10 protein-coding genes and 2 pseudogenes are annotated in these 13,636 nt (G+C 72.1%); 5 read left to right on the forward strand and 7 right to left on the reverse strand.

Translation table 11 applies throughout. From position 1 onward, the window contains the following. Positions 1 to 3: 3 nt before the first annotated feature. The 5 genes from ACIBH3_RS34450 (at position 4) to ACIBH3_RS34470 (ending at position 5,158) form a co-directional block, all read left to right on the forward strand. Positions 4 to 2,505: a hypothetical protein gene (locus ACIBH3_RS34450; protein ID WP_396316067.1), complete on the forward strand. Its 2,502-nt coding sequence runs from the start codon at positions 4 to 6 to the stop codon at positions 2,503 to 2,505. Then, a complete protein-coding gene (locus ACIBH3_RS34455; RefSeq protein ID WP_396316068.1) occupies positions 2,505 to 3,053 on the forward strand; it encodes a hypothetical protein in 549 nt (182 codons plus the stop codon). The genes ACIBH3_RS34450 and ACIBH3_RS34455 overlap by 1 nt, the downstream gene beginning before the upstream one ends. Before the next feature lie 606 nt (positions 3,054 to 3,659). Then, entirely contained in the window at positions 3,660 to 4,289 is a 630-nt protein-coding gene (locus tag ACIBH3_RS34460) for an HNH endonuclease (RefSeq protein WP_396316069.1), read from the forward strand. 192 nt (positions 4,290 to 4,481) lie between these two features. Beyond that, a complete protein-coding gene (locus ACIBH3_RS34465) occupies positions 4,482 to 4,970 on the forward strand; it encodes a hypothetical protein (RefSeq protein WP_396316075.1) in 489 nt (162 codons plus the stop codon). Positions 4,971 to 5,026: 56 nt separating this feature from the next. After that, positions 5,027 to 5,158 carry a hypothetical protein gene (locus ACIBH3_RS34470; RefSeq protein ID WP_396316076.1) on the forward strand — a complete coding sequence of 44 codons (132 nt, stop codon included), beginning with the start codon at positions 5,027 to 5,029 and terminating at the stop codon, positions 5,156 to 5,158. A gap of 3 nt (positions 5,159 to 5,161) precedes the next feature. On the opposite strand, the pseudogene ACIBH3_RS34475 reads toward ACIBH3_RS34470, so the two are convergent. The 7 genes and pseudogenes from ACIBH3_RS34475 to ACIBH3_RS34505 all read right to left on the reverse strand — a co-directional run. Continuing rightward, positions 5,162 to 5,326: pseudogene (locus tag ACIBH3_RS34475) on the reverse strand (hypothetical protein); the annotation flags it as partial. 172 nt (positions 5,327 to 5,498) lie between these two features. Continuing rightward, a complete protein-coding gene (locus tag ACIBH3_RS34480) occupies positions 5,499 to 7,046 on the reverse strand; it encodes a Helicase associated domain protein (protein ID WP_396316070.1) in 1,548 nt (515 codons plus the stop codon). Positions 7,047 to 7,120: 74 nt separating this feature from the next. Further along, positions 7,121 to 7,399 (reverse strand): hypothetical protein, encoded by a 279-nt coding sequence (locus ACIBH3_RS34485; RefSeq protein WP_396316071.1) that lies wholly within the window; start codon positions 7,397 to 7,399, stop codon positions 7,121 to 7,123. A 100-nt stretch (positions 7,400 to 7,499) separates the two neighbouring features. Then, positions 7,500 to 7,988, reverse strand: a complete 489-nt coding sequence (locus ACIBH3_RS34490; protein ID WP_396316072.1) for a hypothetical protein — start codon at positions 7,986 to 7,988, stop codon at positions 7,500 to 7,502. After that, a complete protein-coding gene (locus ACIBH3_RS34495; RefSeq protein ID WP_396316073.1) occupies positions 7,985 to 10,123 on the reverse strand; it encodes a hypothetical protein in 2,139 nt (712 codons plus the stop codon). Before ACIBH3_RS34495 ends, ACIBH3_RS34490 begins: the two co-directional genes overlap by 4 nt. 481 nt (positions 10,124 to 10,604) lie before the next feature. Next, the gene (locus tag ACIBH3_RS34500; RefSeq protein WP_396316074.1) at positions 10,605 to 12,503 is read right to left on the reverse strand and encodes a Helicase associated domain protein; all 1,899 of its coding nucleotides are present in this window, start codon (positions 12,501 to 12,503) and stop codon (positions 10,605 to 10,607) included. 69 nt (positions 12,504 to 12,572) lie between these two features. Then, positions 12,573 to 13,070 (reverse strand): annotated as a pseudogene (locus ACIBH3_RS34505) (DEAD/DEAH box helicase family protein); the annotation flags it as partial. Positions 13,071 to 13,636: the final 566 nt, after the last annotated feature.

The following is a 13,636-nucleotide window of genomic DNA, read 5'->3' on the forward strand; positions in this document are numbered from 1 at the left end:
CTGATGTCCGACGAGCTCTTCGACTCGGTCGACGCCCTGCTCTCGGGCGTTCGTACCGGCCTGCCCGCTCCGGCCGAGCGGCAGCGGCTGCGCCTGGCAGCCGGTCTGACGCCCGCGCAGATCGCCGCGGTCCTGCGGGTGGATCCGGCCCAGGTGTTGGGCTGGGAGGACGGCAGCACCGTCCCGGGCCGGGACATCGCCCCGGCCTACGCACGGCTGCTGGCGGGCCTGGCAGAGCGCTTCCCCGCGCCCGAGCAGCCCGCCGCACCGGCCCCGACTGTGCCGCAGGCGCATCCCGCCCCGGCGCCCGATCAGGAGGCCGCCGACGGCCTGGTGGTCCCGCTGCTCGACCAGAACCCGGACGGCTCGCTGGTGATGGACCAGGCGGCGCCGTGCGTGCAGTGCGGTCAGCCCTCCGTCTACCGCGCCCAGGGCCGCCCGATGCACCTGGGCGGGTTCTGCCGCCCCGCCAACACCCCGGGCGCCCCGGCGCCCGAGGCCGCCGTGGCCCTTACCCAGCAGCTGGCTCCGGCGGACCAGGATCCGACCGCCCCGGTGGCGCCGTCGCCCGTCGCCGCCGCCCCGGTCACGCCCGCAGCTGCTGCTCCTGTTGCCTCGGCGCCGGTCCGGCCCGCGTCCACCGCTTCCCCGGCACCGTCGGCCAGGCCGCGCCCGGCGCTGGCCCGCGCCGCTGCCCGTCCGGCTGCGGCGCGGCCCGCTGCCCCGGCTGCCGCTAAGTGGTGGCCGGCGGTCGCGCTGGACGTCGCCGACGGTGGCGGCTGGGCGTTGGACGTCCCGCAGATCCCGGCTCCGGCCGGCACCAAGCTGGGCGACTGGTTCGCGTGGCTGGGCACCGGGCTGCCGCTGCGCGTCGAGCGTGCCCACCCGGCCGGGCGCGGCGGCGACGGCATGGTCTGCCTGACCGCCGCCGCGCTCAAGCAGCTCGGCCTACCCGCCGCCCTGCCCGGCACCGAGAAGGCCCTGACCGCGCTGCAGGCCAAGCTGGCGAAGGCCGCCGCCACGGTGGGCATGGAGATCAGCGACCGGATCGGCCCGAGCTTCCACGCCTTCCGCCGCGCCGGTTCGGCCGGCGGCCCGAAGACCTCGGTGCGGGTCACCATCGCGCCGTGGCTGGGCCAGGGCGACGGCCGCCAGCAGGCTGTCAGCGCCCTCGCCGCCCCGCTGGCCACCGCCCCCGACGGCACCCGGGACGGGCCCACCCTGGCCCGCCGCTACCGCGCCTTCACCGCCGACCTGGGCGTCGCCCCCGGAGCGACCACCGCCTCCACGGCGATGCTGCTCCTGGACGCGGTGCGCCCGCGCGTGGAGTGGACCCGGGACCAGACGACGGGGGAGTGGTCTTCGCACCTGCGCGAGGGCGCCCTGCCCTCGGGTGACCTGTGCGTGCCGCCGGCCGCCGGGGCCCGCCACCCGCTGACCCGCGAGCTGCTCTCGCGCGGCGAGGCGGTGTGCGAGGAGGAGGACTACAAGTGGTGGGCCCGCCCGCTCACCGACGCCGAGGCCGGACGGCGGTTCGCGGTCGCGGTCGACGTCTGCGCCTCCTACCTCTCGGTCACCGACTCCCTGCGCCTGCCCATCGGCCCGTACGCGTACGTGGAGCACCCGGCCTGGGACGGCGGCAAGACCGCCGGCCTGTGGTGGTGCGACTTCACCACCACCGAGATCGACGAGCCGCTGCCGCACCCGGCTACCTTCCACGGCCAGCCGCCCACCGGCCCCGGCTGGTACGCCACCCCCACCGTCGCCTACATGGCCACCACCTACAACTTCGACCCGGGCACCATCACCGCCGCCTACCTGGCCGCCCACACCGCACCGCTGCTCAAGGAATGGACCAGCCGCATCCGCAGCGGCTACAAACGCACCTACGCCGCCCTGGGCCTGACCGACGGCCAGAGCCCGACCGACTTCCTCGCCGCCTACGCCATCCACAAGGACACCGGCAACGACCCGGCCCGTGCCGACGCCCTGGTCCTCGCCGGCACCTACAAGAACATCTACAAGGGCGGGATCGGCAAGTGGGCAGACTCCGCCCGCCACCTCGACGACCAGACCTGGCTGGAGAAGATCGCCGCCGCCTGGTCCTACGACCCCGCGCTGCGCTTCCACATCATCGCCGCCGCCCGCATCGCCGCCCACCGCCGCCTCCGCAAAACCCTGCTCCTCACCGGCCGCGCCCCGATCGCGGTCAACGTCGACTCCTACCTGTACGCCACCGACCAGCCCACCCCGCTGGAGCTGCTCCCGGTCAAGGACGACGGCACCCCGGTCCCCGGCGCGCTGCGCCTGGGCATCGCCCCGGGCAGCCACAAGCACGAGTCCTCGATCCCGCTGACGGCAGTGGTCGAGGCGATGGAGCGCCAAGAGCACCCCTCCAAGCTGGTCCACCACTACACCACCGACGGCACCCTGATCGGCCAGCAGCAGGGTGCCGACAGCGGGGCCGCCGGCACCGGCAGCGACGTTGAGGAAGGCGGGAACTGATGGCGGGCGGGTTGTTCGGCCGGGTACGCGAGGCCATGTTCCCCTCCCGGAAGGCGCCGGTGCAGTCCACCACGCAGGCCGGCCAGGTGCGCGAGCGCAAGTACGGCGGGAACACCAAGGCCATGGCGGCCGCCTACGGCGTCGCCCCGCGCACCGTGCTGCGCTGGATCGACGGCACCCGCCACCCCACCAAGCGGCAGCACGTTGACCAGCTCCAGCGTGAGGCGGTCGACGTGCAGACCACGGAGCGGGGCCGGGAGCGCAAGGCCAAGCAGCTGGCCCAGCGCGGCACGGTCTCCGGGATCGGCGCGCGGGTCGGCCGCGCCGTCAGCTTCGAGATCCGCGGCTCGGACGCCGTGCGGGCCCGCGACATCCACCTGAACCTGACGGGGGAGCAGGCTGCCGCCCTGGCCCTTGCTGAGGACGAGGACGAGGTGAGGCGGATTGTCGGCCAGGCCCTCGCGGACTACTTCAACGGCGGCGCCGGACACGGCGGCTTCTCAGCCGACGACTTCGACTTCAACCCCAACGACTTCGACCTGAACTGACCTCCACGGTGTGACTGAGCACTTCAGCTGGTCGACGTCTCCCAGTAGATTTCCGACCATCGACGATGGTCCGCTGGCCATCTGGACGGGGACTTCCTCGCGGGCTTGGTCGATCCCGCCGCCCTGCCGGACGCCATAGCGCAGCGCCTACACCTTCCCGAGGGGTTCCTGATGGCTCACCAGAAGACTAAGTCCGGCGCCTGCGTCCGTTGCGGGAAAGCCGCACGGGCGGCACGGACTATGTGTCGCCCGTGCGAGCACAAGGTAGAAGCTGGAGCCAGTCGGGAAGGGAACAAGAACCGCCTAACGGCCCTGCGGGAGGCGGAAGAAGAAGTGCGGCACGCGAGAGCTGCGCTGCGCGAGGCACGGGAGGGGGTGCGGAAAGCGGAAGGGCTTCCCAAAGGGCCGCGCTCGCCCCGGGAAAGCGAGCGGTTCGTCGCTGGGATTCGGTCCGCCACTCTCGCGGCGGCCTGGGAAATCGTCAGAGCGTCCAATGCCAGGTTGACCCGGGCACTCGCTGCGGTGGACCAGGCGCAGCGGAATCTCCGTCCAAGGGTGGTTCTCTCCCATCCCGGGCGACTGGCCCCGAAAAGTGACGAACGTCCTGTGCCGGCCTCCCGCGTTCCATCGACCCCGGCTCGGGCGAGTGGTGCGCTCAGGCCGCCGTCTCCCGGGCCGCTTCCGGAGCTGGAACGTGAGCGGTTCGACCCGGCCTCCGGTGGAGCCCTTGGCAAGCCGATCCCCGAGAAGTCCAGCAACATCCGGCAGATCATCAGCGGCTGGGCGGCCGATAGCTACGACGGCTCGGACACCACCGCCGTCCCTGCAACGCCGTCGGCAACACGGCCGGTGTCGTACCGCAGTAGGGTCGAAGCGCTGGAACGCGCCAACGCCGACTGTGTGCCGCAGCGCCGCCGGGCGAACGTCGAGCGGCCCGACCGGTCTGACGAAGCCCGGGACATCGTGATGTTGCGTTCCAACGGTCGGTGCGAGAACCCGAACTGCACGAGCCCCAGCTTCAACACGGTCACCGATACCGGGGAGCCCGTGTTAGACATCGACCACATCACCGATCTCCAGCATGGCGGCCAGGATCACCCAATCAACATGATCGCCGTGTGCCCGAACTGCCATGCCGCAAAAACGCGCGGACGCGATCGCGAAGCGCTGCGGAAGCTGTTCCGCCGGACCGCGCAGAAGCGGCACACCGCGTACATGGCAGCAATGTCCGGCTGATCCTGGGAGGAGGTCAAGTGGGCCGCTGGCCTCGCCGCGGGTGCGGGCGTTGGTGACGAAGGCGGAACCTGTGCGCGACAGCAGCTACCGGCGCCAGGCCCCTCGCCCTGGCCAACTGCCAGCAGGCGGTGGCGGACCTGGCGCGCGACGCCTGCGGCGGCTCCTGGTGGACCATCACGCAGCACGACAACGATGGGGACGGCTAGCGCGAGTACGACGACGCCGTGCCGCGTCGCGACCACCTTGGAGCTGCTGGCCGAGCACGGCCCGCTCGGGCCGGTCTGGTGGCGCTACGGCCGCGCCGGACGGCACGGTCTGCTGGAGGCGCTGGAGAACCCGAACAACCGCGCCGCCTACGACCAGCGCCAGAAGGCCCGGGAGAAGAAGGCCCGCCAGGAGCACCGCGACCTGATGCGGGCCCTGGCCTGCGCCGACTGCGGCAACGTGCCCGAGCAGGCCAGCAGCGGGGAGTACGACCCCCAGGGACGGATGGAGTGGACCCGCCGCCCTGGCGGCCTCTGCTGGGCCTGCCATGAGAAGCACCAGCGGCGGCGGCAGGAGGGCGGGAGGCCAAGGCCCAGGCCCGGCTGGAGGCAGCCCGCGCGGCCAACGCCACGCTGCGCCCGTGCCGGACGTGCCGGGGCTCGATCGGCGGGAAGGCCGGCTCGAAGCTGGAGCTGACCGAGAGGGCCGCCTCTGACCGGCTGGAGTGCCCGCAGTGCGTCAGCGACCGGGAGGTGGAGGAGCTGGGTTCGCTGGTGCTGCCTGCCCCGACCAAGCGCGAGCAGGTGGCCGCCCTGGTCTCCACCGCGCATGCCGAGTTCGGTGAGCCGGGCGGCGCGTTCGGTGGGGATGGTGGCGCGGCGTAGGCGGCTGTTGGAGATGAACAGGCCAAGACCGACCTCGACCACCGTGCCGTCGCCCAGCACGAGTTCTTCTCGGTGCTGGCGACCGACGTTGAGATGTCCCTCGCGCTCCTGGTACTGCGCGGCCGCCGCGAGGTTGCGGCGTTCCTTCTCCGCGTGGCTGACTTTCACGGGCGACAGCTCCTCAGCCGCAAGCGGCTCCAGCCCGAGAACGTGCTCGACCAGCCACTGCTGTGCCGGACCGAGCTTGGCCCAGCCGATGCGCTGGCCCGTGCCCAGCCGGTGAGGTCTTCGCCCTGGACGACGACGGCACCCGGATCACCCGCCAGTGTCCCGCCGGCCTTCACGTGCTGCCAGGCCAGGGCGAAGGCCCGCTGCCACTCCACCGACCAGCTCGGGTACCACGCCGGGTCGATCTCGTCCAACGCGGCCTTCCGCTCGGCGGCGAGCGCCCCGGCCCAGTCCAGGCCCGTCTCCCCGGCCTCCGCTCCAGCACCTCGGTCCGCCGCTGCGCCGTCCTCAGATTCTTGAGGATGACGCCGACCGGCCGGCCACCCCAGACCGCCCCGTTCGAGGGGCAGGCGTGCCCGTGTTCGGCCGCGTATCCGGCGACCGCGGTGAGGTTGTCGGTGAAGGCGGAGTCGAAAGCCGACCACACCATGCCGACCCCGTCCAGCTCCGCGATCCGCTCGGCGTCCAGGATCCCGGCGGCCTTGTAGCGGCGCTGGTCGGCCACCCAGCCGCCGAGCCGGTGTCCGGACGGCGCGACGTAGGCGTAGGCGACCTTCACGTCACTGAACGCCTTCTTGTACGCGATCAGTTCCTCCAGGCCTCGCCGGAACTCCTCCCGCTCCGGCTCCAGTACCCGGGTGCGGACGAACGCCGCGATGAGCGCCGGGTCGCGCTGGGTGGAGAACTGGAGCAGCTGTTCCCCGGCTTCGCCTGAGCGGCGCTCGTCCGGGTCTCCGGCGTGCCTCGGCTCCCTCGGCGGGCGGGTCTCGGACTGTGGGAGGGCCAGGCGCTCGACGGCGGCCGCGTCGTGCGAGCGCAGCGCCATGAGCAGCTTGGCCAGTCCGTCGTACGCCTTCGAGCTCAGCAGCTCCTCCCCGGTCTCCCCAGCACCGAGGATGACTGGCACCACGATCGTGGCGACCTTCCCGCTGCCGGGCTTCATTCGCAGCGCCCGCCCGACGGCCTGGACCAGGTCGACCATCGACCCGCGCACGTCCGCGAAGAACACGCTGTCGCAGTCGAAGGTGTCGACACCCTCGGAGAGCACCTTCACCGAGGAGAGCACGTACCGCAGCAGCCGCAGCCCATCGTCGGCGAGCAGCGAGGAGAAGTCGCCGAGCGTCTTCCGCCGCTCGCGGGCGGTGTGCTCCGACTCCAGCCAGCTCGTCCCGATCAACTCCGGGGCCGGGTGCAAAGCGGGATCCTGCTCCCACAGCACCTTGGCAACGTCCCGCAGGCCGGTGCTGAGCGCCCTGGCCTCGGCCACCATGTGGTGGAATGACAGCACCCGGGCCAGGTCCCACTCGGCGGCAGCGGTCAGCAGAGCCGTCTGCAAGGCCGCCAGACGGGCCCCCCGGTACTCCACCGACATCTCGCTCGCACCACGCTGCTCCAAGCCCTGGAGCACCGGATCGGCCACGTCCACGCACACGATGCGGTAGGGGGCGATCACGCCGTCCGAGACCGCCTGCCCGAGCGCATAGCTGTGGGCGATGGGGCCGAAGGCTCCCATGCTCTCGTCGTCCATGCTCGCGATCAGCTCGGCCGACTCGATCCCGGCCGCCGCCGCCCGTTCCCGGTCCCGCTCCTTCACCGCCCACAACCTGGCGGTGGCCGTCATGAACAGCCGCCGGTCGCACGGGATCCGGGCGTTGTCCAAGATCGCCGCCCACGGCTTCCCAGCCTGGCCAGAGACCCGGTGCGCCTCATCCACGACCGCGAGCGAGAACGGCCTCAAGCCCTGCTGGTGGGCCTTCTCCAGGTGCTCCAGCCCCGGCTGGAGTACGTGGCGAACACCGTCACCCTGCCGGGGCTGGCCGTCCAGCGGATCAGCTCCGCCGGATCAGTGGTGCACGCGATGCCCGGCTGCCCACTGCCCTTGAGCGAGCACAGGCCCACCATCCGGCCGCCGTATCTCTCGCCCTTCCACACAGCCACCGTCTGCTCCAGCAGCGGAAGAGAGGGCACCAGCACCAGGGTGCGCTCCGAGTGGAGCCGCTCGGCGACGCGCACGCCCCGCTATGCCTCGCCATCGGGCGGCTGGCCGGAGAGTCGGCGGGTGGGTGGTCGTCGTCACGACCACCCACCTACCCGCCCGCGCCCGGTACCAGGGTCAGGGGCCGTGCGGGATGGGGATCGCCGCGGCTATCGCGTCGGGCGGGAGCATCAGATCGATCGCCGGATGGGCGCCGCCGTCGAGCGGGACGAGCAGCCGGGCCGCCCATCCCTCGGCCGCGAGGACGGCCTCGCGCGGCGCGTCCGTACGGATCGGCAGGACGGTCAGCAGGACCCAGTCGCGGCGGCGGGCCGCCCCGTGCCGGCGGTGCTGCTGGTGTTCGGCGAGCCGGTCGCCCACGGCGGTCGCCCGCGGGCGGTACACGCTACCGACGTAGCGGCACCAGCCCTGGGCGTCCCAGGCCACGTACACCGCGCGCGGCGCGGTGATCTCGCGCCGGGCGGCCTCGACGGTCGCCCGGCAGGCCAGGCCTGATGCGGGGTCGCCGGCGCGGGCGAGGGCTCCGGCGTCCAGGAGCGGCGCCAGGGTGCGGACGGCGGGGGCGAGCCGTCGGCGGATCTGACGGGGGATTGTCACCGAGCTCACGCGTCGTCACCGCTCTCGTCCTCGTACTCGAACTCGTCCTCCGGGTCTTCCAGGTCCTGCATCATGGTGGCGATGGGGCCGAACTTGATGAGGGTCTCGTTGATGCTGCTCAACTGCGCCCGCAGGGAGTCCACGCTGCTGGGGAGGCCGAACACCTCGCGACCGCGGGCGTGAGTCTGGGTCATCTTGGCGAGCGTGAACACGGCCTTGTGGGCGGCCTTGATCGAGTTCTCCAGGATCCTGCGCTGCCGCGCGTCCTCCGTCTCCGTGGTGGTGCCGCTCCCGCCCTTGCCGTCGAGCTTCTTCTTGAGCTCGGCGATCGACGCCTCGGCCTCCACCGGGCTGGCCGCGTAGACCAGGTCCCACTCGTAGTCGATGGAGACCATCGCGCCGGCCTTGTCGACGACCGGGTCGCCGTCCCGCACCACCACACCGTCGATCTCCCGCTCGGCGGTGTGGAACTGCTTGGGCAGGATGCTCGGGTCGGCCGCGACGTGCGCGTAGGCGATGGAGTGGAGCATCCGCTGCCCGCCCTGGGTGTCGGCCAGCAACGCCAGCAGGGCGTTGGGGGTGTGCCGCAGCGGCGCGGTCCGAAGCTCACGGGCCGCGGCGAGCTTGGAGCCGCGGTCGCGGGTGATGAAGCCGGAGACGATCGCGGCGGTGCCGCCGAGTACGGTCAGCTCGGCCACAGCGTTGGCCTCGCCCTGCAGCGCCCGCGCGAGGATGTCGTCGAGGATGTTCAGGGCGTTGCTGCCGCGGGTCAGCGTCCAGTTCCGCTTCCACACCGTGTCGGTGATGGCGCCGCCGTTGCCGAGGGCGCGGACGTACTGGTCGATGGCCGGGGAGCTGCGGTAGGCGGACAGCGCCATCGGCGCGATCTTCTCGCTCACCTTCTGGCGGTCGGCCCTGCCGATGCCGAACTCCTGCTTGAGGAGCCGGTTCATCTTCTCCGCCTGCCCGGCGAGCATGCACTGCTGGTGCAGGGCCGCCGACCACAGGCGGTGCGGCGGCAGGCGGAGGAGCTTGTGCATCGTGGCCGGGCTGACCTCGCCGAGCAGCACCTTGTATGCGTCGGTGTCGACCAGGTCCTCGCGCAGGGCGTGCCGGTAGACGCGCTGCATGCCCTGGGTGTTCTGCGCGCCCTCGTCCCACGGGGTGACGTGGACGTGCAGGTTGGCCACCAGGTCGTCGCGGGCGGCGACCAGGTCGGGCAGCCGGGAGCCGTCCTCCGTGACGGCGCCGACCACCACGATGGCCGGGAAGGTCAGGGTGTGGCCCTCGCGGCGGGTCGCCTCGGTGAGGACCTTCTCGGCCAGGCCGCGGCGTACGCGGGCAGCCATCTCGGTCACCTTCGTGCGGGCCGAGCGCTGGTCGGCGGGTCGGCGCGGGCCGGAGCGGTCCACCGGGCCGATCACCGCGGCGACGCACGCCGCCGCCGCCTCGTCGATGTTGCCGCCGGTGCGCGCCAACCACATGCTCACGAGCCGGCTGTTGCCGTCGCCGGCGACGGTGTACGTCTCCTCGACGCCGTCGTCGTAGACGACCCGGACCAGGAACAGCGTCAGCGGCTCCTTGATGCCGTGCTGCAGCACGCTCTCGGTGTACACGTTCCGCTGGCCCTGGGCCCCGTATGTCTGGCGCATGCTCTCGGTGACCGCGTCGGCCAGGGCCTGGCGGTCCGCCACCCGCACCACGAACAGCGCCCCCGGCTGCCCGGTCGCCTCGTCAACGAAGGTCTTGTAGACGACCGGGGCGTTGTTCTCCTGCTTGTCATCCATCGCGGTGTGCAACTTGTGCACCCACCGCTGGTTGAGGAAGTCGGGCAACACGTCCAGGTCCGTGAAGCGCCGGTGCGGCGGGATGGCGTACAGGGTGCCGCCGACGACGGGCTTGGCCATCAGCAGGCCGGCGTCAGCGGTCTCCCCGGCCGCCTCGACCAGCTTGCGCAGCAGCACGGGGTCCACGGCACCACCGGTGACCACGGTGGCCGCGTCCTCGTCCAGCGAGTTGACCGGGTTGTCGAGCAGGGTCTTGCGGAAGCCGCGCAACTGCGCGACCGGCGCCGGGTCCGGCACTTCGTCGGGGCGCCGCAGCAGCGGGGGGAGACTGTCGTTCTCGAGCGCGTCGATGCTCATGAAAAAAGCCCTTCGGGGATTGGCGCGCTGCAGGCCATACCTGCTATCCCCGGCATCTGGCCAGGGATTCCACTGCGCGCCGTCCAAAGGGCGGCGGGCGTCGTCACGGCTCCCCACCGGCTCACGGTCCGGTACGTCACCATGCCGACCGGCGTTCCACGAAACTAGGCAAGCCACTGGTCGGTCCCGAAGGCGCCAGTCGCTCTTCACCTCGCAGGTCCAACCCTGCGAGGTGCAGTTCCGTATAACCGGAGCGGTACGCGGCCGGCACTCGACGCACCGGCACCCGCCAGTTTAACTCACTCTCAGCTCGAGCGGCCGACTCCGTGGTGCGCAATCCGGTGAGACGACCCGTCACGGCTCCACAGCGCGGGGTACGGGCGCTTCGGCGCACGCGATGGCGGCCAACGAGACCGTGGTCGCCCACCCTGCGTGCCGTTGGGGCCGCGACGACCGGTACCCGCCACCGGTCCGTCTCCGGCTACTCCCAGCGCATGCCGAGCTCGGCGAGGCGCTCGGCGCGGGCGGTGGGGATGGCGGCGCGCCTGCTGCGGCTGTTGGCGATGAACAGGCCGAGACTGATCCCGATGGCGGTGCCGTCGGCCAGTTCTAGCGGCTCCTTGTGCTTGCGGGGGACGTTGAGGTGCCCTTCGCGCTCCTGGTACTGGGCGGCGGCGGCGAGGTTACGCTGCTCCTTCTCGGCGTGGGTCACCTTCGGGGCCGGCCGCTGCTCGGCGGCCAGCGGCGCCAGGCCGAGGACGTGCTCCAAGGCCCACTGCTGGGCGGGGCCGAGCTTGTCCCAGCCGATCTGCTGTGTGCGGGCCCATCCGGCGAGGTCCTCGCCCTGGACGACGACGCTGCCGGGCTCGGTGCCGGCGAGAGTCCCGCCGGCCTTGATGTGGCGCCAGGCGAGGGTGAAGCTGCGCTGCCAGTCCACCGACCATCCGGTGGGGCACCAGGCGGGGTCGATGGCGTCGTAGGCGGTTTTGCGTTCGGCGGTCAGTGCTCCGGTCCAGTCCAGGCCCGTCTCGCCGGCCGCGGCGCGGTGCTCCAGGGCCTCGGTGCGGCGTTGGGCGGTGCGCAGGTTCTTCATGATGACGCCGACCGGGCGCCCGCCCCAGACGGCGTCGGCGGGTGGGCAGGCGTGTCCGTGTTCGGCGGCGTAGCTGGCGACCGCGGTGAGGTTGTCGGTGAAGGCGGTGTCGAATGCGGACCAGACCATGCCGAGCTCGTCTAGCAGGGCGATCCGCTCGGCGTCCAGGACCCCGGCGGCCTTGTAGCGGCGCTGGTCGGCCACCCACGCTCCGATCCGGTGCCCCGAGGCCGCCCGGTAGGCGTAGGGCACCTTCACGTCGCCGAACTTCTCCCGGTAGGCGAGCAGCTCCTCCAGACCGCGCCGGAACTCCTCCCGCTCGGGCTCCAGCACCCGGGTCCGCACGAACGCTGCGATGACCGCCGGGTCGCGCCGGCTGGAGAACTGCAGCAGCTGCGCCTCGCCGCCGGCGGAGCTGAACTCCTCCGGCGCCCCTGTGTGCCGCGGCTCCCGCGGGGGCCGGGCCTCGGACTGCGGCAGCGCCAGGCGCTCCACGGAGGCCGCGTCATGCGACCGCAGCGCCATCAGGACCTTGGCCAGCCCGTCGTACGCCTTCGAGGTGAGCAGCTGCTCGCCGTCCTCGCCGGCCCCCAGCAGCACGGGCACCACGATGGTGGCCACCTTCCCGCTGCCTGGGTGCATCCGCAGAGCGCGCCCGACGGCCTGGACCAGGTCGACCATCGACCCGCGCACGTCGGCGAAGAACACGCTGTCGCAGTCGAAGGTGTCGACACCCTCGGAGAGCACCTTCACCGACGAGAGGATGTACCGCATCAGCCGCCACCCGTCCTCACCGACCAGCGAGGAGAACGTGCCCAGCGCGGCCCGCCGCTCCGCAGGAGTGTGCTCGGCCTCCAGCCAGCTCGTGCCGACCAGCTCCGGCCGCGGGTGCAGCGCCGGATCCTGTTCCCACAGCACCCGCGCCACCTCCCGCAGACCTGTGCTCAGCGCCCGCGCCTCCGCCACCATGTGGTGGAACGACAGCACCCGCGCCAGGTCCCACTCCGCACACGCCGTCAGCAGCGCCGTCTGCAACGCCGCCAGCCGCGCCCCCCGGTACTCCACCGACCGGTCACTCGCACCGCGCTGCTCCAGGCCCTGCAGTACTGGGTCTGCGACGTCGACGCACAGGATGCGGTACGGGGCGATCACCCTGTCCGAGATCGCCGTCCCGAGCGGGTAGTCGTGCGCGACGGGCCCGAACAGCGCCTCGTCGTCCATGCTCGCGATCAGCTCCGCCGCCTCGATCCCCACTGTGGCGGCCCGCTCCCGATCGTCCTCCTTCACCGCCCATAGCCTCGGCGTCGCCGTCATGAACAACCGCCGGTCACACGGGATCCTGGCATTGTCCAAGATCGCCGCCCACGGCCGCCCCGCCTGCCCGGACACCCGGTGCGCCTCGTCCACCACCGCCAGCGACCACGCCGGCAACCCGGCCCGGTGGGCCCCCTCCAGGTGCCCCAGCCCCACACTCGCGTACGTGGCGAACACTGTCACTCGCCCCGGCCCGGAGGTCCATTTCACCAGCTCCGCAGGATCCGTGGTGCACTCGATCCCCGGCTGCTCGGCGGCCCTCAACGAGCAGAGCCCGAACATCCGCCCGCCGCGTCCCTCCCGCTGCCACACCCCGACCGACTGCTCCAGCAGTGGCAACGAGGGGACCAGCACCAGTGCCCGCTCCGCGTGGAGGCGGGAGGCGATGTGAACAGCCGTCAGCGACTTGCCCGCCCCTGTCGCGGCCCTGATCTGACACCGCAGTCCCTCCGGTGGCACCGCCCCCGACGCGGGCAGTGTCAGGAGCCGGACCGATGCCCCGCACGCTTCCTCCTGGTTCGGCCGCAGCTTCCTCGCCATGACGGATGCCTCCTCTTCCCGGAACGAGTGAGGAACGACAGGAAGTGGATCACGGCACTGATCGAGTCCGCCGATCTTGAGCCCTCCCCGGAGCCTCCCCAACACCACAGAGTTTAGCGGGATTGCGTCTTTGAATCAGGAGAGCGGTCGAAGCCCGCCCCCAGGCCACCCGAATGAGTGAACCCGCGACAGGACCATCCAGCACTACCCGCCCGAGATCGCGAAGCGCCCACTCACCGTCATCCCACCGGGCGAAGCCCGGCCCCAGTCAACCCACCGTCAGGGCCGAAGGCCACGCCTCCTCGAATCATCCTCACTTCTCCTGCGGAGCAGGAGAAGTGAGCCATCATCTACCCGAACACCCCTCACCAGCCCCCGCCGATCGGGCGAAGCCCGATCACGCCCGGCGCAGCCGGGCAGCCGGCGCGGAGCGCCGGGCCACGCACCGCGGCGCAGCCGCGGTGCCCCCGGCCGGAGGCCGGGTAGTCGGCGGGCGAAGCCCGCGCGCAGGGCCGAAGGCCCAAGCAACCCGGGCCGAAGGCCCGTGGTTACCCGGCGTAGCCGGG

This window comes from Kitasatospora sp. NPDC050543, assembly GCF_044457565.1.
In the GTDB taxonomy this organism is placed as follows: Bacteria; Actinomycetota; Actinomycetes; order Streptomycetales; family Streptomycetaceae; genus Kitasatospora.